The organism is Kribbella sp. NPDC058693 (assembly GCF_042715335.1).
GTDB classification, from domain to species: Bacteria; Actinomycetota; Actinomycetes; order Propionibacteriales; family Kribbellaceae; genus Kribbella; species Kribbella jiaozuonensis.
Map to the genome: position 1 here is coordinate 253,354 of NZ_JBHXSQ010000004.1, position 25,319 is coordinate 278,672.

A 25,319-nucleotide genomic window follows, 5' to 3' on the forward strand; every position below is an offset into this window, starting at 1 on the left:
TCAGATACCGCGGATGTTCGGCTGGCGCTGGTCGAAGAACAGGCCGGCCGGCGGCTCCTGCACCGGCAGCGGCGGGATCGGGTAGTCGGTGTGGACGTTGTTCCGGCAGGCCGCGAACGGGCCGTCCGGGTCGAGCAGCGCCATCATGTGCGGGTCCGCGTGGTCACGCCACCAGACCGACATCCCGGTCGCCGGGTCGAGCCGCAGGTGCTCCCACGCACGCCAGATCGAGTCGAGCCGGCTGAGTGCCTCCGCGTGCCGGTACCACTCGGGGCACCAGACGAACTGCTGCCCGAGCCGCCGGGTGTAGAGGTAGATCAGCCGGTCTTCGACGAACGCCGCGACGTGTGGATAGAAGAGCTCCTGTTCACCATCCACCTCGGTTGTCCCCTTCGTTCTGCTCCCAGACCGGCCGGTCCGGGCCGCGCTGCGGCGGGGGCGCCTGTCCGCCGGTGCCTGCGGACACCCACGGGTTGTTGCTCACCGGAACGTTCGCAGCCGCTCCCGGATCGTACTTCGCCAGCGACGCCTTCACCGCACCGGCGTCCGGCCGGGTGAACCACGGGACGGTCTTCACCAGCGTGGCCGGGATACCCGACGGGAACACGACCGCGCGACCGGGCGGCATCGAGGCGAGGTCGGAGACTTCCATGATGTTGTGCCGCTGGACCTGCGAACTCGTACCGCGCTTGCCCTCGTTGTACGACACCGAGTTCGAGTTGATGTCGTAGTCGCCGATCATCTTGCTCAGGTTCTCGAGGAAGGACGCGTCGGCCGCGCCGCCGCCGTACACCCGGATGTTGGCCGAGCCCCACAGCTTCTGCATGCCGTGGTCGCCCCAGCACTCCTGGCCCTGCGCCCACGACTGCAGGATCGTCATCAGCACGATGCCGCGGGAACCGAAGTGCGAGTACAGGTCGGGGAGGTTCTTCCACCGGCACACGTTCGCGGCCTCGTCCAGTACGCCGACGAGCGGGCTGGGCATGCGTCCCATCGGGCAGCCGCGGGCGAACTGCTCGGCCGCCTCGACGACCGCCACGGTCAGCGCGGTGACGAGCGGGCCCGCCGTACCGGCGCCTTCCTTGGAGAGGCTGTAGAGCGTGCCGCCCTTGCGGACGAACTCGTGCGGGTTGAACTGCGGGCGGTTGTCGTTCGGGCCCTGGGGCACGACCCAGCGGGTGACCTTGCGGTTGACCAGGAACTGCGCGCTCTGCTGCGCCGTACCGTAGACACCCGCGCGCTGCTTGTCCGGCGCGTTGATGACACCGGACAGCGCGTCCGCGGACAGCTGCAGACCCGGGGTGTTGCGCAGGATCCGCTCCGGCTCGTCGTTGCGCTGGTCGGCGAGCCAGCTGTAGACCTGCGTGATCGGGCGCTTCGCCACTGCCGCGGCGAGCAAGAGACCGGCCAGCAGGTCCGTACCGGCGGCGTCGAAGAACGCGTCGGTCTGGGCGCCGACCTGGCGCTGCGAGGCGACGAAATGCTCCGCCAGCTCGCGAGCCTTGGTCTCGTCGGTGATGTAGCTGAGCGGGTTCCACCACCAGGTGTTCGGCTCCTCGCAGACCTCCTGCGGGTCGAACACCCAGACCGGGCCCTTCTCCGAGCGCGGCCCACGGGTGGCGTCGACGATGTCGCGCTTGTTGGACGTGGCGATGACGCATCCGGGCGCGTCCAGGATCGCCGGCACCGCGCGGGACGTGGTCTTACCGGTTCGGGGACCCCAGATGTCGACGTGCATGTCTTCCCAGTTGCCGAAGACCTCGAGGTTGTCCCGGACGGTGCGGCCGATCAGGATGCCCGGACCGGCGTGCCCGGCGCCGAGCTGGTTCGCCTTCTCCTGCGCGCCTTCGCGGGTCAGCTTGTAGATCTCGGACCGCTTCGACATCAGCTGCGCCTGCCGGTCGACGCGGCCGACCGACTTCTCCCGGCTCCGGAAGTACCAGAAGCCGGTGCCGACCAGGCCGAACAGCACGACCAGTTCGATGATCAGTACGCCGGTGGCCGCGCCCGACCAGTCCCGGTGTCCCTTCATCAGATCGACGATCGCGTCGAACGGGTTGCCCACCGGCGGCGAGCCGTTGATCGCCGAGGCGATCTTCAGCGCACCCCAGAGCGAGAACACGACCAGCGCGAACACGCCGACGGCGGCGAAGATCAGGATCGACTCGGGCGACAGCCCGCCCGGTCCGGTGCTTTTCCTGCCCTGGGCCATTACTCCTCAACTCCCGTTCGGGCGACCACTCGCGTGGTGGGGTCGGGCGGCGGCAGCATCGCCGGATCGTCCAGGCTGTACTCGCCGACGACCGCCTCGCTGCCGTCCGGTGCGACCTCCACCTTCAGCGGCTTGCCGTCCTCGCCGGTCCTCCACAGCTTGTTGGTGTCGTTGATCTCGCGCTCGACCGTGGTCAGGCCGACGTGCACCGGGATACCCGGGCGGCCACCGACCTTGACCAGGAAGTTGCCTCGACCAGGAGGTGCGGCCTCCTGACCGGTCGCCGGGTCCCACGCGGGCGGGTCCTGCCAGCCGATGAGCATGTTCTGCTCTTCCTGCGACATCGGCACGACCTCGGTCAGGTTGTCCATCTCGGCCCGCGGCAGACCACCGCAGATGACCATGCCGGAACGTTCGACGAAACCCTTCGCCTTCATCCGGTCCTCGGGCAGCTCCAGTGCCAGCAGGTCGGACATGGTGTGCGAGATCATCGCCATCCCGACACCGCGCTGCCGGTTCAGACGGGTCAGTGCGTCGACCCGGTCGACCAGGCCGCGCCCGGCCCGCAGTACTCGCCAGAGCTCGTCGAGGATGACGAAGTAGTGCCGCCGCGGCTCCAGGCCGGCATCCGCCAGCGCCTGCGAGACCGCGACCGCGCCGAACCCGTACGACCAGCAGGCCAGCAGTACGGCGGCCTGCAGGCTGGTCTCGGAGTCGTCGATGTTCGACACGTCGAACACGACCGGCCGGTCCAGCTGCATCGGGTTGTCGGTCTGCTCGGAGAAGATCTCACCGAGCCGGCCGCCGCCGACCAGACCGATCAGCGAGGCCTCGAGACCTTCGGTGATCTGCCGGTAGCGATCCAGGCTGCCGCGGTCCAGGGCCACGTTGCGGACCCGGTCCGGGGCGTCCTGCACGACCTGGAGCAGGTCGCGGAGCACCGGCGTACCTTGGAAGCGCTCGTCGAGGACCTTGAGCGCCTCGTCGAGGATCGTCTCCTCGCGGTCGTTCGGCGGCTGCGAGCGCATGATCGAGATCAGCGCCGAGACCATCGTCTGCCGGCGGCCGTGCGCGTCGGCCTGGATCGCCTCGCGGGCCTTGCCGGTCAGCCGGAGCGCGGCCTCGCGGGACTCGCCCGGGTCGAGCACGTTCAGGTGCCCGCGGCCGCGGCCGAGCTGGATGACCTGGCCGCCGAGCGCCTCGATCAGGTCCTTGTAGTCGGGCTTGAGGTCGCCCAGCACGAGCGGCATCACGCCGTACCCGGCCAGGCCGAGCGCCATCCGCCGGGTGATCGTCGACTTGCCCAGACCCGGCTTGCCGAGCACGAACATCGACGGGTTCGAGATCAGCTTGGCCCGCATGAACCAGCTGATCGGGTCGCAGCACATGGTCGCGCCGGAGAGGATGTTCCGCCCGATCGGCACACCGACCATCGGGCTGCCGGTGCCGGCCGCGAACGGCCACATGCCGCAGACCTGCACCGTCGTCCCGCGCCACTCGGGCGCTGCCTGCAGGTACGTCGAGTAGCCGCCGCCGGGGCCGGGCCAACCGCGCGGCATCGGCCGCTTGCCCCGCTTGCTCGGATCGACCGGCTTCTTCTGCTTCTGACTCACTGTGACTCCCCAGAGGCCACCGAGCTTTGTCCAATCATAGAGACTCCCGCAGACCGGCCGGGACCGCCAGGTGATTCTGCAGTACGACGCCCAGCGGCAACGCGGCCACGAACGCGGAGTCCTGCGAGCCGTACGCCGGCCGCAGCAGCACACGCGCGGTAGCGCCGAGGTTGTCGATGGCGGCGATCATGTCCGGGATCTGCTCGACCGTCATCACGGTGCCGGTGACGATCATGCCGAAGTTGACCAGACCCGCACCGCGCGCTTCCTCCTGCGCGGACCGGTCGGCGGCGCGTGCCTCGGCCAGGCTGCGCGCCGACGGGCGGCTCGACGTACTGGCGCGGAAGGACGCGTTGCGCTTGTCGGCCTCGACCATGCGGGCCGACGTACCGGCGTCCAGCGGGCGGTAGAGCAGGGTGACGCGCTTGCGGTCGATGTCGGCGTGCGGCGCGACCAGCTGCGACAGCACCGACGAGAACACCTCACCACGCGGCGCCTGCGACATCTGCCAGGTCACCGACCAGGCCGAGTCGTGCCGGTACTTGTCCCAGAACGACTGCGCGCCGGACGGGCCGACGTCGGTCCACTGCAGCTCGGGCGGCATGCCCTGGCCGCGAGCCTCGTCGATGAGGATGGCGGACGCCGGGTCGTACGCGATCCGGATCGCCTCGCACAGCTCCTGCGCGTTGACCGGCCGGGCCGCGCCCGCACCGGTCGCGTTCAGGCTCTGGGTCAGTGCGGGCAGCCGGGCGGCGAGCTCGCGGCCCATGTCGTCTTCCTTGCGCCGCTTGCCGCTGCGGTCGGTGCCCTTGAAGGTCAGGGCGACCCGGGCCGAGACGAGCGCCGAGCCCTCCGGGTAGGTCTGCACGACCTCGGTCAGCATCGCGCGGGCGATGGCCGGCGTACCGTCCATCATGTTGTTGCCGACCTCACGGCGCAGCCGGATGCCGGTGTCGGGCGCGCTCTCGACGGTGACCGAGGCGGCGACGATACCCGGCTCGTGGCCGAGCGACGCCAGCCACTGACCCCAGTGCGCGACCCACACGTCCACCTGGTCCTCGTCGACCAGCGACGCGCCGTCCGGCTCCGCGTTGATGACGACCGTGAAGTGCCGGGTGCTCGGGTAGTACAGCAGGGCGAACGGGCGCCCGTACGAGTCCTGGTACTCGCTCAGCTGCGAGGAGGCGGCCAGGCCGGGGAGCTGGAACTTGCCCCACGCCGTACGGCCGAGAGGACCGGATCGGTAGATGTTGTGCTTTGCCATCTTTGCTCGCTGCCATCCAATTCGGGTCGAGATCCGTTGCAGCGTGGACTGCCCATGCTTGTCCTTGGTCATCAGCAGCAGCAGTACGACGCCGACGACCAGCAGCGTGATCATCGCTGCGGGCAGACCGCCGGACATCGTCGCGATGACGACCATCAGCAGGCCACCCATCAGGATGGCCGTGCCGAGCATGCCCAAGCCGCCGATACCCGCCGAGGCGGGCTGGCGCCAGTTGCCGTAGGTGCGAGGTGCGCGTCGTACGTTCTCAGCCGCTGCCACTTGGGCCTTCCGGTGTCGGTGTGTCGTCGCCTCCGCCGCTGCCACTCGGGCCTGGCGGTGGAGGTGGAGGCTGGTTACCTCCGCCGCTTTGCTGTGGTTGGCCGCCGCCCCGGTTCGGGTCGCCGGTGCCGCTGCTGCCGCTCGGGCCGCTGCTCTGGGACGAGGACTGCGCTGCCGCGTCGCCCTGGTCGGTGGTCTCGGCCGCCAGCGTCTTGCCGGTGTCCGAGATGCCCTTGGCGATCGCGACACCCACGATGACCGGAGCAGCCACAGCCGCTACCGGCGCGGCGGCCGCAGCTCCGGCACCTGCACCTGCACCTGCGCCCGCACCAGCCCCGGCTCCAGCACCGGCGCCCGCTCCGGCCGCTGCACCTTCGCCACCGGCCGCGGCACCCTCGCCGGCACCGCTCGCGGCACCTTCACCGCCGCCACTCGGTGCCTGCTGCTGCGCTCTGCCGACGTTCTGGGCGCCGGTCGGGCCGTCGCCTCCACCGCCGCCCCCGCCGTCGTCGGCACCCTGGCTGGTCTGCTTGTTCGCCATGTCGCCCAGCTTGTCCATGCCGGGCATCATCCGGGCCGCGATCATGCCGGCGCCGGCCGCGCCCGCGGTCGCGGAGACCATCGGCACGATGAACCGCATCAGGGCCGGCAGCGCGAACAGCGCGAGCACCAGCATCGTGAGGCCGGTGACCACGTTCATCACCAGGCTGCCGACGTCGTTCGCGTTGGTGCCGTCGAAGTGCAGTGGGGCGCCGTTGTTCGAGACCAGGCGGATCGCTGTCGCATAGACGATCGCCGCCACCGGTTTGTAGAGGATGAAGGCGAGCAACCACGCGATTATTCGTTTGAACCAACTTCGGCCCATCTCGGTGTTCGTCGCGGCGGCCGAGATCGGCAGTACGCCGAGGAGCAGGATCAGCATCGCGCTGCGGACGACCATCAGCACGATCTGGATCACGCCGGCGATCACACACAAGATGCCGACGGCAATCATGATCCCGATCAGCAACGGCGAACCGGCCAGCGCAGCGACGGCCGCGAAGCCCAGCACCACGGACATGCTGGTGCCGAACGCCTTCGCGTCGCCGGAGCCTATCTTGTCGCAGTTCTTCACCCAGAAGTCGCCGCTGGTACTCAGCGCGGAGCTGACGATGCACTGGGAGAACTTGTCGCCGGCCGTGATCAGCGCCTGCGCGACGGCGATCGAGAAGGCCGCGGCGACGGCGAGGGTGATCAGCGAACGCAGCAGATCGCGCGCGGTCTCGCCGCGCTGCGTCCAGGCCATCTGGATGGCGCCGACGATCAGCCCGATCGCCGCGATGAACAGCGTGATGAACTGCGTGTGCGACCAGATCCAGCTGACCGAGTTGTTGGCCGGCTGACCGGGAGCGCCCTCCACCGACGGCGTCGGCACGTAGATCCAGAACGTCGCGATCGTGGACATCAACGTCCCGACCGCACCGGAGATTGCGTCGAGGATGGGCTGGAACACGAACTTCATCACCGCTTCCATGGCGGGGGCAAGGACCGCCGAGACGGCTTCTTTCAGCAGATCCGTGGCCCAGTTGAGCGGAATCATGTCAAGACGTCCTCGGGGAGACGAACCGAAGAATGGCGGGCAGCGCGACGACTGCGAGGATCATCATCGTGACGCCCATGACGATCTTGAGGGTCTGCGGCGTACCGTCCGGCGCGCCTTCCACGCTCGGCGTCGACATCAGGTAGATCGCGGTGGCGTAGATCAGCGCGGCGACCGGTTTGTAGATGATGAAGCCGGCCAGCCAGGCGAGTGACCGCTTGAACCACATCATCCCCATCTCGGTGTTGGTCGCCGCCGCGGTCAACGGGAGCACACCGACCAGCAGCACGAGCATGCCGTAGCGGATGATCATCAGCGCGAGCTGGATGATGGAGGTGATCACCATCAGGATGCCGACGAAGATCACCAGCAGCCAGCCGAACGCCTCGCCGGGACTCTTCAGCGGATCGGTCATCGTGTCCGCGATCGCCTTGGCGAAGCTGTGGTCGTTGGTCTTCAGCGCCTGATCGATGATCCAGCTCGAGAACCCGTCCGCGGCCGCGATCAGCGTGCCGGCGAACGCGGTCGCGGAAGCGGTCACCACGACCAGCGTGATCAGCGACCGGAGGATCTCCTTGGCCGGCTCACCGCGGTGCGAGATCGCCATCTGGATCGCGCCGACGATGACCGCGATCGTGGCGATGAACACCATGATGAAGTTCGTGTGCTGCTGCACCCACAGGGCCGGGGTGTTCTCGGCGATGTCCGGGGTCTTGATGTAGACCCAGAGCAGGCCGACCGCCTTCATGACGGCCTCGACCGCCTTCACGACGACGTCGGCGATGGCCTGGAAGATGAAGTCGAAGAACTTGCCGAAGGCCCATTGGATCGCGGTCTGCAGGCCTTCCCTGATGCAGTCGTCCCAGTCCCAGGGCCACTTCGAGCATCCGAGGGCGATCATGACGCACCACTGAACCTAACGTAGCCGTTGAGACTGGACAGGATGTCCGGCTCGACCGAGCCGTTGAACGTGCCGTCGTCCTGCAGCACCGCGTACCAGTCGCCGTGCGACCACTGCATGGTGATCGGCAGCGCGCCGTACGCCTTGTTGTTCAGGTTCGCGACGACCTGGACGATCGCCTGAGTGGTGGTGTAGTAGAGCACCTTGAAGCCGGAGAACTGGACGTCGCCGGCCTCGGTCGGCGGGGTCTGGAGTTCGTTCCTGGCCGCGGCGATCGCAGCGGTCCGGCCCGGACCGGCGAGCACCCGGGTCTTCAGCGCGGCGACGCTGACCTGCGGATTCTGGACCTGGCCCAGCAGGACCATGGCGGCGAACACCGCACCGGTCGGCGAATGCGCGAAGCAGGACCGTACGCCGTTCGTGCCGGTGGACGCCGGGCCGGCCGCTGCCTGGATCGGCACCAGCATCTCGCCCTCGAACTGCCACGTCACCGCAACCGGCGCGGCCAGCCGCGGGATCGCCTGCTCCGGGTTGCTGTCGTGGCAGCCACCGGTGTGACTGTTCGGTGGCGGCGGCGCCGTCTGCGTAGCGGTCGGCTGCTCGGTCGGCGTGGCGGGCGGACCGGTCGACTCCGTGGGCTGTTCAGTAGGAGCGATGGTGCTCGGTGTCTGGCTGGGGTTGGCGGCCGGAGTGTCCGAGCCGTTACTGGCAACAGCCCAGACCACCAGGCAAATGAGCACCGCTCCGATGACGATCGCCGACGCGACGAAGCCACGCTCCTCGAGGAAGCTGGTCTTTTCGCCGTCGGAATCGCCATCGGAGTCCGGATCCTTGCTGAACAGTCCCACCTGCGATCAGCCTCCGAGCAGGTCGCCGCTGACCGCGATCACTTCAGGGCGTCGACGAGTGCCGTCGCCGCACCGATCACGATGCAGGCCGCCAGGACCCAACCGAGGCGGGCGGCGTGCTCGCCACCTTCACCGCGGCGCTGACCGACGGCCATCATGCCGCCGGCGATCAGGATGCCGAGCGTGCAGACGGAGTACGCGATCCACTTGACCCAGCCGAGCACCTTGTCCAGGCCGGGCTGTACGCCGGGAGGCGCGTCGAGCGGGAGGGTCATGGTGTTGAGCTCCATGACCACGTGGTGTACCAACATCATGGTTGTGAATACCTTTCAGTACGGGGCGGGGTAGTCCGCTGGGTTTGACGCGCGAAGAGCGTAGATGGATTCAAGGACTTCGAAGACCTCGTCCGGGGTGTTGTCAGGCGTGGGAGCCTCCCCTCTGCGCCACTCCTCGATCCAGGGGATGTCCCAGACTCTCGGAACACCTCCGCCGACGATGTCGGCGAAGTCGTCGAGCACGCGGGGCAGTCGGCCCGGAGCGTCCGCGATCAGCACCAGGCCGAGCACGGCAACTCCCTGGACGACACCCGAGGCCCACTCGATCGCGGCTCGTTGCGCGGCACGCAGCCCGGACCCGTGGGTCCGCGCGACCAGGATCACCGGGGTCGGCACCGGCGGCGGCGGGATCGGCCAACGGTGGTTGGCCGCCCGGGTGCCCGGCAGCAGCAGAGACATCGTGGACTCGCCGGCGCCGCCGTGCACGCCGACCCACCACAACGTGTCCGCGACCGGGATCGCGAACTTGGGCAGGCGCTGATCCTCCGCGGGCGCCGGCACCCCGTGCTGCGGGGCGGACGGCCCCCGAGGGGTGATGTCCGGCTGAGTCTGGGCCGGCGACGGCTGCTGCGGACCCGGAGACTGCTCTCGTGTCCACGGGTTCTGCGTCATGGCCCCTCCTCTCGCGGTGCGTCACAGGCTGTCGCCCACAGTATTCTCTCGCTTTCCGGGTGTACGTTCGTGACCCATCCACAGGCGAGGATGTTTCTACCCCCTTGTCGGGGTCAGTCGAGCCGGCGGGCTCGTGTGGTTTCTGCCTGCCCGGAATCCCTGGCATGCCTCGTGCGGGGGACATGCTAGAACGAGGACGTCGTAGTCGGATGAGCGAGGGAGATCTGTGGCGGGAATGAGAGGTCATCGTGGCTGACAAGATCCCGTCCTGGCCGAAAGTAACGATCCGGCTTTACGACGACCACAACGCCGAGGTGAAGATCGCCGGGCGCAGCCACCCGGTCAATCATCACGACCCGCGGCAGGCCGCGATCCAGCTCGTCAGCGAGCGGGCCGCACAGCTCGGCCGTGCGGTGAAGGCGACCGCGGTGGAGTCCGACGGTGCCTCCTGGCCGCTGATCATCCACCCCGACGGACAGGTCGAGGCGATCGAGGCCGACTCCGGTCGCGGCCGCAACGGCGGGCAGAAGCCGATCTGGCCGATCATCGTGGCGATGGTGGTGGGCTGCGTCCTGGTCATCGGCACGATCGTGTTCGTGGCGGTGATCAAACCCAACCTGCACAAGAAGCCGACCGTCACCGCGTCACCGCTGCTGCCGTCCCTGCCCGGTCCGTCGGTCCGTTCGGACGAGTTCTCGCCGGGCAACGTGCCGCCTGGCTTCACCACGCACGCCGGCTGGACGGTCAACATCGCCGCGGGCACGTCGCCCGCGATCAAACCCGACGGCACCGAGGTCGCGATCCTGACGACGGACGACAAGATCGCCGTCTTCGATGCCAACGGCAAGGTGTTGTGGCAGGACCAGGTGCCGAAGGACGCGGAGAGCCCTGTCTACACGACGATCGACGGCAAGCTGGTGGTCGCGATCGCAACGCAGGACACCTTGTTCTACTGGGCCGGCGGCGGTGCCGAGGCGAAGAAGGTCGGGCTCCCCGACGGCGCCAAGGTGCAGTTCTTCGGCAAGTCGCCGCTGATCACGCTGAGCGGCACCGGCGGAGCGATGGTGATGTCGGGCGGCGAGCTCAAGGCCGTACCGAACCAGCCGCGCCTGTCGACGATCCTGCTCGCCGAAGGCGATCGCGCGCTGATCTCGCAGTTCAAGGGGCCGTTCTTCTGGAGCGCGCCGGACAAGCCGTTGCAGACGATCGTCCCGCAGAAGCCGGGTGGCGCGATCGCCGACAAGCCCCAGCAGGTGCTGGCTGCCAGCCCGGACTACGCGCTGGCGATCTGGCCGACCAAGGATCCCGAGAAGGTGATCCCGACCGTGCACTCGACCGCGAGCGGCAAGGTCGTCGCGGTCTGCCAGCCTTCGTCGTCATCCGACGTCCAGTCCTGGGACTGGGTGCCGGATCCGAACCGCAAGATGGCGGCCTGGGGTGAGTGCCTGATCAACCTGGCCAAGCCGCGGATCGTCATGCTGCAGGACTTCCACCCGCTGTCGATCACCGGCACGCTGATCTACGGCACGATGGGCAGCAAGATGTACGCCGTCACCCCGGGCCGGCCGCAGCACCCGCTGGACCCGGCGCCGACCCGCCCGTGGGGCATCGCCGGTAACCACGCGATCGTCGTCTTCGACTCGGTCCTCTACGCGCTGAACCCGGCCCCACGATGAGTCGGTTACTGCGTCGGTCCGTGCTGACGCTGATGGCGGTCGGCGTACTGCTGCTGCCGTCCGCCCAAGTGTTTGCCGATGACAACGAACCGGCGCCGACCGAGTGGCCGACGGTGGCGCTGCCCGACGACAACGACGGCGAGGCGGCGCAGCCCGCGCCGGCCGAGTGGCCCGCGGTGGCCAAGCCGGACGACACGAGCGACAGCTCGTCGGAGCCCGGCCCGGTCGAGTGGCCGACCGTCCAGGACCTACCCGGCTGAAACACAGCCGTCTACTGAAACAGAAGGCCCGCGCTCCCTTCCGGGAACGCGGGCCTTCGTGGTGGTGCTGTGGTCAGTTAGCGGCAACCTCGAGGCGGACCGTGGCGGCCACCTCCGGGTGCAGCTGAACCGCGACCTGGTGCTTGCCGGTGGTCTTGATCGGCGACGCGATCGCGATCGCGCGCTTCTCGACCAGCGGGCCGCCGGCGGACTTGATCGCCGTGGCGATGTCTGCCGGGGTGACCGAACCGAACAGGCGGCCGGTGTCGCCGGCCTTGACGGCCAGGGTCACGTTGAGCTGCTCGAGCTGGTTCTTGACCTCGCTCGCGTGCTCCTTGCCCTGGATCGCCCGGGCGTCACGCGCCCGCTTGATCGTCTGGATCTGCTTCTCGGCGCCGCGGGTCCAGCCGATGGCCAGGCCGCGCGGAACCAGGTAGTTACGGCCGTAGCCGTCCTTCACCTCGACGATGTCGCCGGGAGCCCCGAGGCCCTCGACCTCCTGAGACAGGATGAGCTTCATGGTCCGCGCCTCCCTCAGCGAGCGGTGCTCGTGTACGGCAGCAGGGCCACCTCACGAGCGTTCTTGATAGCGGTCGCGACATCGCGCTGGTGCTGCACGCAGTTCCCGGTCACCCGGCGGGCGCGGATCTTGCCGCGGTCCGAGATGAACTTGCGCAGCAGCGCGGTGTCCTTGTAATCGACGTACGTCGCCTTGTCCTTGCAGAAGCCGCAGACCTTCTTCTTCGGCTTCCGAATGATCTTGGCCATTGTGGTGCTCTCTTCCTATTTCCAGAGCCCGGCACGAGTGCCGGAATGGTCCCTAACGGGTTTGCGGGCCGATCAGAACGGGGGCTCCTCCATCGAGCCGCCGCCCTGGCTGGCCCAGGGGTCGTTCTGCGGGGCGGACTGACCGCCACCGCCTTGCGGGGTTGCCCAGGGGTCGTTCTGCTGGCCACCCTGACCGCCGCCGTAGCCGCCGCCCTGGTTGCCACCTCCCTGGTTGCCGCCGCCACCGAACTGCTGGCCGCCACCACCGCCACCACCGAAACCGCCGCCACCGCCGTCGGAACGCGAGGTCTTGGAGATCTTCAGCGTCGCGTAGCGCATGCTCGCGCCGATCTCTTCGACATCACACTCGAAGACGGTGCGCTTGTTCCCGTCGCGGTCGTCGTAGCTGCGCGCCTTGAGGCGGCCGGTGACGACGACCCGGGAACCCCGGGTCAGGGACTCGGCAACATTCTCGGCAACCTGACGCCACACCGCGCACGAGATGAAGAGGGTTTCCCCGTCCTTCCACTCGTTCGATTGCCGGTCCAGCGTCCGCGGAGTGCACGCGACGGTGAAATTGGCTACCGCAGCGCCCGAGGGCGTGAAGCGCAGTTCCGGATCACCCGTGAGGTTACCGATCAGGGTGATAGGTGGTTCGCCTGCCATTGCCGTTCCTCCTGCTATCGGGTGTGGCTGTGTCTACAGCTATGTCTACAGCTATTGGTACCGGCCCGTGCCGACAGTACCGAGGCTGCTGACGACCCTAGGCTCAGTGCTGGTCCGGCCGGATGACCTTGGTGCGCAGGATCGACTCGTTCAGCGTGAGCTGACGGTCGAGCTCCTTCACCACCGCCGGCTCGGCGGTCAGGTCGACGACGGCATAGATGCCTTCGGACTTCTTCTTCACGTCATAGGCAAGCTTGCGACGACCCCAGATGTCGAGCTTCTCGACCGTGCCACCTTCCTTGCGGACGATGTTCAGGTACTGGTCGATGGACGGCTCCACGGTGCGCTCATCGAGCTCCGGGTCGAGGATCACCATGACTTCATAACGACGCATGCGCGAACTCCACCTCCTTCGGACTTGGCGGCCACGGTCTCTCCGTGGCAGGAGGGCGATGCGATTGTGCTCACCGCCGGCAATTGCCGCCGACGCCAAGCAATGAGCCCGGTCGAGGACCGGGCCACATCCAAAAGAATACCAGCGTCCGGATGGCCTATTGACCATATCCACAGGCCTGTTGTGATGACTCTGAGTCACCGCGGTACGACGATGCGCTCACCGCGACGGAGCACCAGCACGAGCAACGGTACGGCGAGAATCACCGAGATCATCGCCAGCACGGGGAACCCGCCGAGCGTGAACAGCCACGGCGACGCCGCGGTGGCGAGCGCGGAAACGGTCCAGATCGACGACTCCACGCGGCTCTCCAGCTCGGCCGAACCCAACTGGGCGCTGCCGCCGAGGTAGCAGAGGTTCCACGCGTAGCCGAGCAGGAACAACGCCGGTGTGAAAACCAGTCCGGTCCGAGTGACGAGTACTGCGGCCGCCAGCAACCCGACCAGTCCGGCCAGGCTGACTACGCGAGGCCCGAAGCGGTCGATGCACCAACCGGTCAGCGGGGACAAGGCGAACATCCCCAGGGTGTGGATAGACAGCATGACTCCCAGCAGCCCGAGTCCGTCGTGGTGCAGGTGGGTGTGGACGGGGACTGCTGTCATCACGGACACCATCACCACCTGGCCGACCACCATGACGCCAGCCGCCAGTAGTACTGAGTGACCGCCGGCCACTCGACGGACCTGAGGCGCGTCGGTCGACCTGGTACGCCGGATGTACGTCGACGCGACCAGTGCCGAGAAGACTGCAGCGAGGGCAAGGAGGAACGGACCTGCGATCGCCGGGAGACCGAAGCCCGATGCGAACGACTGGGACGGCGCCATCAGGAACGGTCCGCCCGCGGCACCGATCGTGCTGGCCCAGATGACTGTGCTCATGGCCTGGGAGCGTCGATCAGGTGGTGCGGCGTCGGCGGCGGCGTAGCGGGACAGGAGACTCGCTGCGTTCCCGACGCCCAGCAGGAACATGCCTACGAAGAGCAGCGCGACCGGTCCGCCGACGGCCGCGAGGACGGTCGACGCTCCCCCGGCGACGCCCACGCCGTACCCGGTGCGGAGGGCCTGGGCTCGTCCGAGTCTGGCTGTCCAGCGGCCGACTGCCATGGCGCCGGCGGCTGTGCCGAGGACACCAGCGGTGTTGGGGAGGCCGGCCAGGGCCGGACCGAGGTCGTCGGCGATCAGGATGGCGCTGACCGCACTGGCAGCGACCATGGCGGCGTTCATCAGGGCGGCAGCAACAACGACCGGGATCAGCATGCCTACAACGGTAGAAAGGCCGCGCGCCGCGCTGAATGCTCGAAGAAAGGCGTCTGCCCTTGTGGAGGACCGACATCGAAGGTGTTCTGGGGAGATGACCTTTCAGGAGCGCGAACTCGACTCCACCGACTGGCAGATCCTGGCCGCACTGCAGTCCGACGGCCGCCTGTCCTTCAACCAGCTCGGCAAGCGGGTCAACCTCTCCCCACCTGCCGTCGCGGATCGGGTACGCCGCCTGGAAGAGGCCGGCGTGATCAAGGGCTACCGCGCCGAGGTCGACCCGGGCCGGGCCGGACAGCCGTTGTCGGCGTTCGTCCAGATGCGCTGCACGACCGGTCGGTGTCTGCTGAAGACCACCCGCGCCGAGGACTTCCCCGAAGTACTGGAGGTCCACAAGCTCAGCGGCAACTCCTGCTCGATGCTGCGCGTCCGCGTCACCTCTATGCAGCACCTCGAGGGGCTCTTCGAACGCCTCGGCGAACACGGCGAGATGAACACCCACATCGTCCTGTCCACGGAGTTCGAAGGCCGCCCGGTCCAGCCGCCGAGCGACGCCGGGCGGACCGTGACCCGGTCGGCAGGATGGGGTTCCTGAACTGTCCGTGGAGAGTTCTAGGGTGGGGTCATGACTGTGAAGCTCGGTGCACATGTGGAGCAGGAAGACCCGTTGGCGGAGGCTGCCGATCGGGGTGCCGACCTGGTGCAGTTCTTCCTGGGGAACCCGCAGGACTACAAGGCGCCGAAGCTCGCGTACGCCGATGGCGAGGAGGCGCTGAAGACCCGCGCCGCCGCCGCAGGCGTGGACCTGTACGTGCACGCGCCGTACCGGTTGAACGTCGCGAACACGAACAACCGGATCCGGATCCCGAGCCGGAAGCTGTTGCAGCAGACGCTGGACAAGGCGGCCGAGATCGACGTCAAGGGCGTGATCGTGCACGGCGGGCACGTCGGCGACGAGGACGACCCGGAGGCCGGGTTCGACAACTGGCGCAAGTGCATCGAGCGGGCCGAGCTGCCGGTGCCGCTGCTGATCGAGAACACGGCCGGCGGGGAGAACGCGATGGCCCGGCAGCTGGACCGGATCGCGCGGCTCTGGGAGGCGGTGCAGGCCTCGGGCAACGACCGGCTGGAGAACGTCGGGTTCTGCCTGGACACCTGCCACTTCCACGCGGCCGGTGAGGAGCTGCCGACGATCGTCGAGAAGGTGAAGGCGATCACCGGGCGGATCGACCTGGTGCACGCGAACGGATCACGCGACGAGTTCGGCTCGGGCGCGGACCGGCACAGCAACTTCGAGGAGGGTCATATCGACCCGGCCGACATCGTCGCGGTCGTGCAGGCAGCCGGCGCGCCGGTCGTCGTCGAGACCCCGAACGCGAACAACGGGCAGAAGGCCGACCTGGACTACCTGCGGGCACACCTCAAGTAGTGGGCGTCTTCGTCCGGTCCAGGCCGTACATCCAGTAGGTCAGGGCCCACGGGAGCAGCAGCGCCAGCGCGGCGGTGTTGCTCGACGGGATGAGAAGGCCGCAGATCACGGCAACGACCATGACCAGGGTGCTCAGCTGGAACAGGTCGAAGGGGCCGAGCAGGCGGGTCCGCAGGGTGAGCTTGCCGCGGGCGCAGGCGACGTACGCCGCGATCAGCGCGACCAGGCACAGGACGGCGACGACTGCGCCGAGCCAGGAGAGCGCGCTGTAGGTCTTGTAGGTCTGGAGCACCCCGGAGAGCAGGAACACACCGGTCAACACAGTCAGCCAGGAACAGGACCACAGGAAGCGGATGATCGTCCGCTGCTGCTTCTCCTCAGGACTCTCCTCGACCTTCGCCTCTGCCTCAGCCTCCGCATCGGCCTCAGCTGCCGCGGCAGGCTCGGTGTCGGGGCCCGGGGTGGACTCGGGCTCGGGGTCGGGGTGCGCCATGCGTGCGACGGTAGCGCAGAATGAGGCTATGCAGGCCTGGGCAGAGGAGTTCCCCGAACTGTTCGCACCCGGTTACTGGGAGTGGGGCGACCTCGATGTCCGGTTCACCGTCGACGAACCGCCCGACGAACTGATCAGCAACGTCCACGTCGTCTGCCGGACCACCGGCGGAATCGTTGTCTGCGGCAACGACATCGGCTGGCGGTTCCTGCCCGGCGGCACCCGCGAGCCCGACGAGACGATCGAGCAGCTCGTCGAGCGCGAGTTGCTCGAGGAAGCCGGCGCGCGGTTGACCGGCCCGCTGACCTGGCTCGGCGCCCACCGCGCCGACCACCGCCGGCCCGCGCCGTACCGTCCGCATCTGCCGCATCCGGTGTCGTACTGGGCGAACTTCGTCGCCGACGTCGTCATTGAGCAGGAGCCGACGAACCCCGAGGACGGCGAGCAGGTCACCGAGGTGCTGGTGCTGCCGCCGGACGAGGCCGCCGACTACCTCGACGGCCAGCCCGGCGGCGTGATGGGCCCGATCGTCAGGCTGGCTCAGGCACGACAGCTGGTTTAGCCGAGCGCCACGGCAGCAGTAGGGCGCTCAGCGTGCAACTGATCCCCGCGACCCACAGCGCGCCCCGCATCCCGATCGCCGTCGCGAGCACACCGCCCAGCGCGATGAACACCGGCTGCACGCAGCGCGAGCTGATCGACCACGACCCCACCACGCGCGACATGAACCCGTCCTCGGTCTGCTCCATCCGGTACGTCGCGAACGACGGGTTGAACGCACCCGCGCCAACGAGCAGGGCCGTCTCCGCCACGGTCAGCACCACGAACCCGCCCATCCCGTGCGGCGCCAGCGGGAACAGCAGCAGCCACGGCGCCCGCAGTACGCCGAAGACCAGCAGCATCCAGTGCAGCCCGTACCGCCGGGTCAGCCTCGGCGCCATCCGCGCGCCGATCACCCCGCCGATGCAGGAGACGCCCAGCATCACCCCGTAGCTCCACGCCGCCAGCCCGAGGTCCCGCAGCATGAAGACAGCCAGCAACGGCGCCGTCATCATCACCGGTCCGCCGAAGAGCTGCGAGTTCCAGAACAAGGCTCGCAGTCCGCGATGCTGCAGGATGTATCGCCAGCCGGCGGTGATGTCCACCTTGCCCTCGCGCTTGACCGGCTCCGGCTCGGGCTGCTGGATCCGCCGGATCCCGATCGCGGAACCGAGGAACGACACCGCGTCGACCGCGAGCGTGATGGTCGCCCCGACCAGGCTGACGAGCCCGCCGCCGATCACCGGGCCGACACTCAACGAGAGCCAGTTCGTCTGCTCGAACCGGCTGTTCGCCTCGGCCCGGCCGGCCGCCGGGACCAACGCCTTCAGATGCGCGCCACTGGCAGCCTGGAACGCGATCGTCCCGGCCGCCTGCAACACCCCCGCGACACACAGCTGCGCAAACGTCAGTACGCCGAACGCCGCCGCGACCGGCACCGAGACAAGCGCCGCGAACCGCGCCAGGTCCGCCGCGATCATCACCGGCCGCTTCCGCCGCTGCTCGATGAAATCCCCCATCGGCAAGGCGATCGCGGCACCTGCCAACGCCGACAACGCCGCGAGCATCGAGACCTGGAGCGTGCTCGAGTCCAGCACGATGACCGCGACCAACGGCAGCGCGCCGAGGCCCACCGCCGATCCGAATGCGCTGACCGTGAACGCAACCCATAACCGACGGAAGTCCCGACCCAAAGACATCCCGCGATCGTAGAAGCAGCCGCCGACAGAATCAGCGCAGGTTCAGGCCGCCGTCGAGCAGGATGACTTCACCGGTCAGGTAGCCGTTGTGGATAACTGCGGAGATCAGGTCCGCTACGTCCGCGGGCTGCGCTGCGCGACGCATCGGGCTCGCGGTTTTCCACAGCTCCTGTGCATCGGTCCACGACTCGGTAAGCGGTGTGTCGACGAGACCAGGCGCGACTGCATTGACGCGAACATCTGGTCCCAGCGCCGCCGCCAGCAGCTTGGTCACATGATTCAGCGCAGCCTTCGAGGCGGCGTACGCGATCGAGCTGCCCTTCGGACGGACGCCGGCGTGGCTGGTCACGTTGACGATCGATCCGCCGGATTCGCGCAGCGCCGGGAGGGCCGCCGTACACAACAACCACGGCGCGATCAGGTTGACGTCGAGCAGTCGTCGCCAGTCGTCTGCAGTGAGGCCGTCGAGTGATGCGTGCGGGACGGGCCAGCTGATGCCGGCGTTGTTCACGAGTACGTCGAGACGCCCGTGCTCACTCACGACTTCCGGCACCAACGCTTGCGCAGCTGCATCGTCGGACAGGTCAGCCTGGTGGTACGAGCCACCCAGCTCGGCAGCCAGCGCCTTACCGGCCTGGTAGCTGGATCGCGAGTGCACCGCGACGGTCATCCCGTCCGCAGCCAGCCGCCGTACCGTGGCCGCGCCGATGCCGGACGCCGACCCGGTGACCAGCGCCACCTTGCGGGTCACGCGCCGTACCGCATGCCGTCGATGAGCAGGTTGAGGAGCCGATCCGCCTGCTCGCGGCGGTCGGCCGCGGCCAGCCCCACTCCACTGAGGCTGATCAGTACGTCGTCAGCGGTGATATCGGAGCGCAGATCGCCGGCGGCGGCACCGGCCTCGAGGATCGGCGTGATCGCGCCGACGAGCAGGTCGCGGCTCTGCGCGTACGGATCCGCTCCGGACGCGATCACCGCTCGCAAGGCATCGGCCATCCCCATCTTGCGAGACATGTAGTCGATGAAGCGATCCATCCACGCCCGCAGCGCTTCGGCGGGCGGGAGCTTCGCGAGCAGCTCCGACGCGGCATCGCAGACCGCGGCGAGCTCACTGCGGTACGCCGCCTCGATCAACGCCTCCCGGGTCGGGAAGTGCCGGTACAAGGTGCCGATGCCGACGCCGGCGTCCTTCGCGATGCCCTCGAGCGTCGCCTCCAGCCCGCATTTCGAGAACGAACGCGCCGCGGCGTCGAGGATCTGACCGCGATTGCGCAGGGCGTCCGCACGCAGCGGGCGCTCACCGGTAGCACTCATGTCCCCTCCCCTCGGGCGTCAAACTTAGCGGACCTTGATAACCGGAGGCACCTCCGCTTAACTGGAGTTACCGGAGGCTCCTCCGGTTAAGCCTAGCTCGCAGAACAGGACTGGCACTGATGAGCAGATTCACCACTCCCTTCGGATATGAGTCGACCGCGGCCGAGGTGATCTCCGGCGTCGACCTCAGCGGCCGCCGCGCGGTCGTCACCGGTGGCGCGTCCGGGATCGGCGTCGAGACCGTCCGTGCCCTCGCCGGAGCGGGCGCCGAGGTGACGCTCGCCGTACGGAACACCGCGGCCGGCGAACGCGTCGCCGCGGAGATCATCGAGAGCACCGGCAACAACCATGTGTTCGTCGCTCCGATCGAGCTCGCCGACCCGGCGTCGGTAGGCGCCTTCGTCGACAGCTGGACCGGCCCGCTGCACATCCTGGTCAACAACGCCGGCGTGATGGCCGAGCCGTTGAACCGCACGCCGCAAGGCTGGGAGCACCAGTTCGCTACCAACCACCTCGGCCACTTCGGCCTCTCCCTCGGCCTGCACGACGCACTCGTCGCGGCCGGCGATGCCCGGGTCGTCTCGGTCAGCTCGAGCGCGCACCTGCAGTCGGATGTGCACCTGGACGACCTCCACTTCGAGCACCGTACGTACGAGCCGTGGGCGGCGTACGGGCAGTCGAAGACCGCCAACATCCTGTTCGCAGTCGAGGCCGCCAAGCGCTGGGCCGCCGACGGGATCGTCACCAACGCGCTGATGCCCGGCGGGATCCGGACCGCTCTCCAGCGGCACGTCCCGGAGGAGATGCAGGCGGGGTGGGCGCAGTACCGCTGGAAGACGGTGGAGCAGGGTGCGGCGACGTCCGTCCTGCTGGCCGCCTCCCCTCTCATCCAGGGCGTGACAGGCAGGTACTTCGAGGACAACCAGGAGGCGCTCCCCAACGTCGCGGGCGAGCGGGACGGGGTCGCGCCGTACGCACTGGATCCGGAGTCGGCCACTCGGTTGTGGGACGTCTCCGAGAAGCTGCTCACACAGGTTTGATCAGAAACCGGCTCAGCTGGGGTTGCAGCAGCTGGGCCGGTACTCTGACCCCCCGTGAGTGACTTCAGCATTCGGACCATCTCGGCCGACGAGCATGCCGCGTACATCGCGGCGCAGCCGGCGGCGAGCTTTCTGCAGACCCCGGGGTGGGCGGCGGTGAAGAGTGAGTGGAAGGCGGAGTCACTCGGTTGGTTCGACCCGGCCAACCCGGCGGAGCTCGTCGGCGTCGGGCTGGTGCTCTACCGGCAGATGCCGAAGGTGAAGCGGTACCTCGCCTATCTGCCCGAAGGCCCGGTGATCGACTGGGACGCGATCGACCTCGGCAGCTACCTGCGTCCGCTGGCCGCGCACCTGCAGGAGCGCGGCGCGTTCGGCATCCGGATGGGTCCGCCGATCGCGACCCGGCGCTGGACCGCGAAGACGATCAAGGACGCCATCGCCGGCGGTCAGCAGCCGAAGCTCGGCGACGTCCGCCCGGACGTGATCGAGCCGTCCGGCGCGACCGTCACCGAGCAGCTGCGCAAACTGGGCTGGAAGGCGCCGCGGGTCGCGGAGGGTTTCGCGGCCGGGCAACCGCAGTACGTCTTCCAGGTGCCGCTGGGCGGCCGCAGCCAGGACGACCTGCTGAAGGGTATGAACCAGCTGTGGCGGCGCAACATCAAGAAGGCGGACAAGGCCGGCGTCGAGGTGACGCAGGGCGGCCCGGAGGACATCAAGGCGTTCCACGGGCTGTACGTCGAGACCGCGCAGCGCGACCACTTCACCCCGCGGCCGCTGCCGTACTTCGAGAAGATGTACGCCGCGATGGCGAACCAGCCGTCCGGCTGCTGTGACTTCCGGATCTACAACGCCCATCACGAGGGCGACCTGGTCGCATCGACGATCTGGGTCCGGGTCGGCGGACATTCCTGGTACTCCTACGGTGCCAGCTCGACCGCCAAGCGAGACGTGCGTGGATCGAACGCGGTCCAGTGGCGCATGATGACGGACGCGCTCGCGGCGGGCGCGTCCGTGTACGACCTACGGGGCATCACCGACACCTTGGACCCGAACGACCCGCACGTCGGGTTGATCCAGTTCAAGACCGGGACCGGCGGCGAGGCCGTCGAGTACGTCGGTGAGTGGGATCTGCCGTTGAACAAGGCGCTCTACACCGCATTCGACCTCTACATGAGACGGCGTTGACACCATGCCCCTAGTCCTGCACGTCGATTCCGATCGATGGCGTGAACACCTGCGTTCCACGTGGAACCCCGACATCGTTCCGGTCGCCAAGGGCAACGGGTACGGGTTCGGGAACCACCGGCTGCTGGCCGAGGCCCGTGCGCTCGGCGCGCGGACGGTCGCGGTCGGGACGTACTTCGAGGTCCCGTCGGACCCGCGCGAGGACGTCGTCGTACTGTCGCCGTGGCGGCCGTTCCTCGAGGTGCCGCAGAGCAGGAACGTGATCCACACCGTCAGCCGGCTGGCCGACCTGGTCTCGATCCCGGCCGGTAGCCGGGTGCTGATCGAGGTGATGACCTCGATGCGCCGCCACGGCATCGGGGCCCGCGAGCTGCGGCACACGATGCTGCTGAACGCGCTCGACCGGATCCGCTTCGAGGGCTGGTCGCTGCACTTCCCGATGGGCGCCGGCGGTACGTCGGCCAACCTGCGGGAGGCCCAGCAGCTGGCGAAGGCGGCGCTCGACGTACGCAAGGGCACGCTGTGGGTGTCGCACGTGCCGGCGCAGAAGCTGGCCGACATCGGTCCGGACGTGAAGCTCCGGATGGGCACCGGGCTGTGGCTCGGTGACCGGGGCGCGCTGACGGTCCGGGCGACGGTTCTCGACGTACATTCGGTCCGCCGCGGTGAGCGGGTCGGGTACCGGCAGCGCCGGGTCAGCGGCGACGGTCACATCCTGATCGTCTCCGGCGGTACGGCGCACGGCGTCGGGCTGGAGGCGCCGACCGCGGCGGCGAGCGTCCGGCAGCGCGCGATCGCGATGGCGAAGGGCAGCCTGGACGCGGCCGGGATGGCGTTGTCGCCGTTCAGCATCGAGGGCAAGCAGCGCTGGTTCGCCGAGCCGCCGCACATGCAGGCCAGCATGCTGTTCCTGCCGTCGTCGGTAGCACCGCCGGCGGTCGGCGACGAGGTCGACCTCGACGTCCGCTACACCACGACCACGTTCGACAAGGTGTCGATGGACTGACACTGTTGACTTCAGGTGGACCTGAAGTTGCAGCGTAAGGTCATGAGCTTTCTGGAGCGGATCGAGGAACGGCCCGGTGCGGCCGAGCTGCGCGCGGCGTCGTACCGGCTGCTGGGGCTGAAGCGGGGCGGGACCTGTGTCGATGTCGCCTGCGGCGCGGGGCATGCGGTGGCGGAGCTGACCCGGAAGGGCCTGAAGGTGACCGGGATCGACGCCGATCCGGACGCGGTCGAGGCCGCGCGGGACCGGGTGCCCGGGGCAATGTTTCACGTGGCACATTCGGACGACCTGCCGCTGGAGACCGGGTCGATGGACGGGTACCGCGCGATGCGGCTGTTCCACCTGCTCGAGGACCCGGCCCCGACCATCGCCGAGGCCCATCGGGTTCTGCGTCCCGGGGGCCGGATCGTGGTCGGCGGGCAGGACTACGGCTTCGTGATGATCACCAGCTCCGACCAGGACCTGACCGACGTCATCCGCCTCGGCCTCGAGTCGCACACGGTGTCGCCGCGCGCGGTCCGAGACCTCCGCGACGCCCTCCTCGACGCCAAGTTCCACGACGTCGAGGTCGCCGTACACACGGAGGTCATCACCGACCACAAACAGATGGCGCCACAACTGAAAGCAGCCGCCACCGCCGCCGTCGACCAGTCCCTGATCACCAAGCAAGACGCCGACACCTGGCTCACCGAACAATCCACCCGCTCCCGCCGAGACCGCTTCTTGGCCGCGATCCCCACGCTGCTTGTCGGTGCCCGCCGCTAGCGTGCCGGGTATGAACGAGACGATTCCGTTGAAGGGCGTCGTGCTGGACGCGCCGGATCCCCGGGAGCTGGCTCGGTTCTACTGCCGGTTGCTGGGCTGGCAGCTAGGCACCGATGAGGAGGGCTGGGCCGTCGCGATCGGCCCTGACGGCTCGACGCAGTTGTCGTTCCAGGGCGAGCCGGAGTACCGGACCCCGACCTGGCCGAGCTCCGCCGATCAGCAGCAGATGCAGGTGCATCTCGACTTCCTGGTGAGCGACCTGGAGTCGGCGCATGAGCGTGCCGTGGCCGCCGGGGCGCGGCTGATGGAGTTTCAGCCGCAGCCCGACGTGCGGGTGTACGCCGATCCGGTCGGCCACATCTTCTGCTTCTTCGTAGCTACTGCTTGAGGTGGCCCTGCCAGCGGACTGTTGGGAGCAGGGCGGCTGGGTCGACGCGGTCTTTGTTGGCGGAGACGATGTCGAACATGGACTCGATCAGGGTTTCCGAGAGCAGGTGGGGCTGGAGGCCGAGGCCGACCAGGCCGGTGTGCTTCACGTTGTAGTAGTGCTCGGCCTGCTCGACGCGCGGGTTCTCCAGGTGCTCGACCTGGACCGGGCCGGGGAAGCACTCGGCGACCAGATCGGCGAGCTGCGAGACCGAGTAGCTCTCGGTCATCTGGTTGAAGACCCGGAACTCGCCGGCGTCGGCCGGGTTCTCCACCGCGAGCCGGATGCACTCGACGGTGTCCCGGATGTCGAGGAAGCCTCGCGTCTGACCGCCTGACCCGTAGACGGTCAGCGGCTCACCGAGCACCGCCTGGATGCAGAACCGATTGAGCACGGTGCCGAACACGGCGTCGTAGTCGAACCGGGTCGCCAGCCGCGCGTCCTGCACGGTCTGGTCGGTCTGCTGCCCGTACACCACGCCCTGGTTGAGGTCGGTGACGCGCATCCCCCAGATCCGGCAGCCGAACTCGAGGTTGTGCGAGTCGTGCACCTTGGACAGGTGGTAGAACGAGCCGGGCTTCTTCGGGTAGAGCATCCGGTCCTTGCGCCCGTTGTGCTCGACCTCCAGCCAGCCTTCCTCGATGTCGATGTTCGGCGTGCCGTACTCGCCCATCGTGCCGAGCTTGACCAGGTGGATGTCCGGGTTGGTCTCGGCGATCGCGTACATCAGGTTCAGCGTGCCGACCACGTTGTTGTGCTGCGTGTACACAGCGTGTTCGCGGTCGATCATCGAGTACGGCGCGGCCCGCTGCTCGGCGAAGTGCACGATCGCGTCCGGCTCGAACTCGGTCAGCACCCGGTAGACGAACTCGGCGTCGAGCAGATCACCGACGTACGTCGGCATCCGCTTGCCGGAGACCTCTTCCCAGGCTGCCGCCCGGGTCTCGAGGTCCTCGATCGGGACCAGGCTCTGGACGCCCAGCTCGCGGTCGTACCCGCGGCGGGCCATGTTGTCGAGAACGGCCGTGTCGTGGCCGCGGTCGGAGAGGTGCAGTGCCGTCGGCCACCCCAGGTAGCCGTCACCGCCCAGGACGAGTACGCGCACGGCTCGGCCGCCTTCCGTCGGGGAACGTCGTCACAGTCCTTCCTATCCCGAGTACCCGCTCCAGTAACGTGACGGGGGTCATCTATTCGCTGG

29 protein-coding genes are annotated in these 25,319 nt (G+C 68.4%); 10 read left to right on the plus strand and 19 right to left on the minus strand.

Going from position 1 to position 25,319, the window contains the following annotated elements:
* From ACFWUU_RS27445 to ACFWUU_RS27485, 9 genes are read right to left on the minus strand one after another with little or no spacing between them, the layout of a single operon-like run.
* On the minus strand, nucleotides 1-378 hold the full coding sequence (locus tag ACFWUU_RS27445; RefSeq protein WP_130443131.1) for a DUF4913 domain-containing protein: 378 nt from the start codon (nucleotides 376-378) through the stop codon (nucleotides 1-3).
* Nucleotides 368-2,212, minus strand: a complete 1,845-nt coding sequence (locus tag ACFWUU_RS27450) for a type IV secretory system conjugative DNA transfer family protein (RefSeq protein ID WP_380179521.1) — start codon at nucleotides 2,210-2,212, stop codon at nucleotides 368-370. The genes ACFWUU_RS27445 and ACFWUU_RS27450 overlap by 11 nt, the downstream gene beginning before the upstream one ends.
* Nucleotides 2,212-3,825 carry an ATP/GTP-binding protein gene (locus tag ACFWUU_RS27455; protein WP_233714850.1) on the minus strand — a complete coding sequence of 538 codons (1,614 nt, stop codon included), beginning with the start codon at nucleotides 3,823-3,825 and terminating at the stop codon, nucleotides 2,212-2,214. The genes ACFWUU_RS27450 and ACFWUU_RS27455 overlap by 1 nt, the downstream gene beginning before the upstream one ends.
* A 34-nt stretch (nucleotides 3,826-3,859) precedes the next feature.
* A complete protein-coding gene (locus tag ACFWUU_RS27460) occupies nucleotides 3,860-5,368 on the minus strand; it encodes an SCO6880 family protein (RefSeq protein ID WP_170989832.1) in 1,509 nt (502 codons plus the stop codon).
* Entirely contained in the window at nucleotides 5,355-6,947 is a 1,593-nt protein-coding gene (locus ACFWUU_RS27465; RefSeq protein ID WP_137255993.1) for a hypothetical protein, read from the minus strand. Before ACFWUU_RS27465 ends, ACFWUU_RS27460 begins: the two co-directional genes overlap by 14 nt.
* A 1-nt stretch (nucleotide 6,948) precedes the next feature.
* The gene (locus ACFWUU_RS27470) at nucleotides 6,949-7,848 is read right to left on the minus strand and encodes a hypothetical protein (RefSeq protein ID WP_137255992.1); all 900 of its coding nucleotides are present in this window, start codon (nucleotides 7,846-7,848) and stop codon (nucleotides 6,949-6,951) included.
* A complete protein-coding gene (locus ACFWUU_RS27475) occupies nucleotides 7,845-8,696 on the minus strand; it encodes a hypothetical protein (RefSeq protein ID WP_137255991.1) in 852 nt (283 codons plus the stop codon). The genes ACFWUU_RS27470 and ACFWUU_RS27475 overlap by 4 nt, the downstream gene beginning before the upstream one ends.
* Before the next feature lie 38 nt (nucleotides 8,697-8,734).
* Nucleotides 8,735-9,010: a conjugal transfer protein TrbC gene (locus tag ACFWUU_RS27480; protein WP_134106534.1), complete on the minus strand. Its 276-nt coding sequence runs from the start codon at nucleotides 9,008-9,010 to the stop codon at nucleotides 8,735-8,737.
* A gap of 15 nt (nucleotides 9,011-9,025) precedes the next feature.
* Nucleotides 9,026-9,643: a DUF6668 family protein gene (locus ACFWUU_RS27485; RefSeq protein WP_137255990.1), complete on the minus strand. Its 618-nt coding sequence runs from the start codon at nucleotides 9,641-9,643 to the stop codon at nucleotides 9,026-9,028.
* 248 nt (nucleotides 9,644-9,891) lie between these two features.
* On the opposite strand from ACFWUU_RS27485, the gene ACFWUU_RS27490 reads away from it, so the two are divergent.
* Nucleotides 9,892-11,319: a hypothetical protein gene (locus ACFWUU_RS27490; protein ID WP_380179524.1), complete on the plus strand. Its 1,428-nt coding sequence runs from the start codon at nucleotides 9,892-9,894 to the stop codon at nucleotides 11,317-11,319.
* Nucleotides 11,316-11,579, plus strand: coding sequence for a hypothetical protein (locus tag ACFWUU_RS27495; protein WP_380179526.1), 264 nt, complete (start codon nucleotides 11,316-11,318; stop codon nucleotides 11,577-11,579). Before ACFWUU_RS27490 ends, ACFWUU_RS27495 begins: the two co-directional genes overlap by 4 nt.
* A gap of 73 nt (nucleotides 11,580-11,652) precedes the next feature.
* On the opposite strand, the gene rplI is transcribed toward ACFWUU_RS27495, so the two are convergent.
* The 5 genes from rplI to ACFWUU_RS27520 form a co-directional block, all read right to left on the minus strand.
* Entirely contained in the window at nucleotides 11,653-12,099 is a 447-nt protein-coding gene (rplI, locus tag ACFWUU_RS27500; protein WP_137255987.1) for a 50S ribosomal protein L9, read from the minus strand.
* Between the two features lie 14 nt (nucleotides 12,100-12,113).
* Complete coding sequence (gene rpsR, locus ACFWUU_RS27505; RefSeq protein WP_012924539.1) at nucleotides 12,114-12,347, minus strand: 30S ribosomal protein S18; 234 nt, start codon at nucleotides 12,345-12,347, stop codon at nucleotides 12,114-12,116.
* 72 nt (nucleotides 12,348-12,419) lie between these two features.
* The gene (locus tag ACFWUU_RS27510; protein WP_137255986.1) at nucleotides 12,420-13,013 is read right to left on the minus strand and encodes a single-stranded DNA-binding protein; all 594 of its coding nucleotides are present in this window, start codon (nucleotides 13,011-13,013) and stop codon (nucleotides 12,420-12,422) included.
* A 103-nt stretch (nucleotides 13,014-13,116) separates the two neighbouring features.
* Complete coding sequence (gene rpsF / locus ACFWUU_RS27515) at nucleotides 13,117-13,407, minus strand: 30S ribosomal protein S6 (RefSeq protein ID WP_130386399.1); 291 nt, start codon at nucleotides 13,405-13,407, stop codon at nucleotides 13,117-13,119.
* 197 nt (nucleotides 13,408-13,604) lie between these two features.
* Entirely contained in the window at nucleotides 13,605-14,723 is a 1,119-nt protein-coding gene (locus tag ACFWUU_RS27520; RefSeq protein WP_380179528.1) for an MFS transporter, read from the minus strand.
* Between the two features lie 94 nt (nucleotides 14,724-14,817).
* Here ACFWUU_RS27520 and ACFWUU_RS27525 point away from each other — a divergent pair, with 94 nt between their 5' ends.
* Both ACFWUU_RS27525 and ACFWUU_RS27530 read left to right on the plus strand, forming a co-directional pair.
* Entirely contained in the window at nucleotides 14,818-15,318 is a 501-nt protein-coding gene (locus ACFWUU_RS27525) for an Lrp/AsnC family transcriptional regulator (RefSeq protein ID WP_380179530.1), read from the plus strand.
* 30 nt (nucleotides 15,319-15,348) lie between these two features.
* Nucleotides 15,349-16,152, plus strand: coding sequence for a deoxyribonuclease IV (locus ACFWUU_RS27530; RefSeq protein WP_137255983.1), 804 nt, complete (start codon nucleotides 15,349-15,351; stop codon nucleotides 16,150-16,152).
* Here ACFWUU_RS27530 and ACFWUU_RS27535 read toward each other — a convergent pair.
* The gene (locus ACFWUU_RS27535) at nucleotides 16,145-16,645 is read right to left on the minus strand and encodes a hypothetical protein (RefSeq protein ID WP_380179532.1); all 501 of its coding nucleotides are present in this window, start codon (nucleotides 16,643-16,645) and stop codon (nucleotides 16,145-16,147) included. The genes ACFWUU_RS27530 and ACFWUU_RS27535 overlap by 8 nt on opposite strands.
* Before the next feature lie 28 nt (nucleotides 16,646-16,673).
* Here ACFWUU_RS27535 and ACFWUU_RS27540 point away from each other — a divergent pair, with 28 nt between their 5' ends.
* Nucleotides 16,674-17,207, plus strand: a complete 534-nt coding sequence (locus ACFWUU_RS27540) for an NUDIX domain-containing protein (RefSeq protein WP_380179534.1) — start codon at nucleotides 16,674-16,676, stop codon at nucleotides 17,205-17,207.
* Here ACFWUU_RS27540 and ACFWUU_RS27545 read toward each other — a convergent pair.
* Genes ACFWUU_RS27545 through ACFWUU_RS27555 form a run of 3 tightly spaced genes read right to left on the minus strand, consistent with a single transcriptional unit; the run spans nucleotide 17,176 to nucleotide 19,698 of the window.
* A complete protein-coding gene (locus tag ACFWUU_RS27545) occupies nucleotides 17,176-18,384 on the minus strand; it encodes an MFS transporter (RefSeq protein ID WP_380179536.1) in 1,209 nt (402 codons plus the stop codon). The genes ACFWUU_RS27540 and ACFWUU_RS27545 overlap by 32 nt on opposite strands.
* A gap of 31 nt (nucleotides 18,385-18,415) precedes the next feature.
* Nucleotides 18,416-19,135, minus strand: coding sequence for an SDR family NAD(P)-dependent oxidoreductase (locus ACFWUU_RS27550; protein ID WP_380179538.1), 720 nt, complete (start codon nucleotides 19,133-19,135; stop codon nucleotides 18,416-18,418).
* Nucleotides 19,132-19,698 (minus strand): TetR/AcrR family transcriptional regulator, encoded by a 567-nt coding sequence (locus ACFWUU_RS27555; protein WP_137255978.1) that lies wholly within the window; start codon nucleotides 19,696-19,698, stop codon nucleotides 19,132-19,134. Before ACFWUU_RS27555 ends, ACFWUU_RS27550 begins: the two co-directional genes overlap by 4 nt.
* 119 nt (nucleotides 19,699-19,817) lie before the next feature.
* Here ACFWUU_RS27555 and ACFWUU_RS27560 point away from each other — a divergent pair, with 119 nt between their 5' ends.
* The 5 genes from ACFWUU_RS27560 to ACFWUU_RS27580 are packed head-to-tail and all read left to right on the plus strand — an operon-like array spanning nucleotide 19,818 to nucleotide 24,082.
* Nucleotides 19,818-20,738: an SDR family NAD(P)-dependent oxidoreductase gene (locus ACFWUU_RS27560; protein WP_380179540.1), complete on the plus strand. Its 921-nt coding sequence runs from the start codon at nucleotides 19,818-19,820 to the stop codon at nucleotides 20,736-20,738.
* A gap of 54 nt (nucleotides 20,739-20,792) precedes the next feature.
* The gene (locus ACFWUU_RS27565; protein ID WP_380179542.1) at nucleotides 20,793-21,923 is read left to right on the plus strand and encodes a lipid II:glycine glycyltransferase FemX; all 1,131 of its coding nucleotides are present in this window, start codon (nucleotides 20,793-20,795) and stop codon (nucleotides 21,921-21,923) included.
* Between the two features lie 4 nt (nucleotides 21,924-21,927).
* A complete protein-coding gene (locus tag ACFWUU_RS27570) occupies nucleotides 21,928-22,929 on the plus strand; it encodes an alanine racemase (protein ID WP_380179544.1) in 1,002 nt (333 codons plus the stop codon).
* A 42-nt stretch (nucleotides 22,930-22,971) separates the two neighbouring features.
* Nucleotides 22,972-23,694, plus strand: coding sequence for a methyltransferase domain-containing protein (locus ACFWUU_RS27575; RefSeq protein WP_380179546.1), 723 nt, complete (start codon nucleotides 22,972-22,974; stop codon nucleotides 23,692-23,694).
* A 10-nt stretch (nucleotides 23,695-23,704) separates the two neighbouring features.
* Nucleotides 23,705-24,082, plus strand: a complete 378-nt coding sequence (locus ACFWUU_RS27580; protein ID WP_380179548.1) for a VOC family protein — start codon at nucleotides 23,705-23,707, stop codon at nucleotides 24,080-24,082.
* Here ACFWUU_RS27580 and ACFWUU_RS27585 read toward each other — a convergent pair.
* Complete coding sequence (locus ACFWUU_RS27585) at nucleotides 24,072-25,226, minus strand: NAD-dependent epimerase/dehydratase family protein (protein WP_137255973.1); 1,155 nt, start codon at nucleotides 25,224-25,226, stop codon at nucleotides 24,072-24,074. The genes ACFWUU_RS27580 and ACFWUU_RS27585 overlap by 11 nt on opposite strands.
* Nucleotides 25,227-25,319 lie beyond the last annotated feature (93 nt).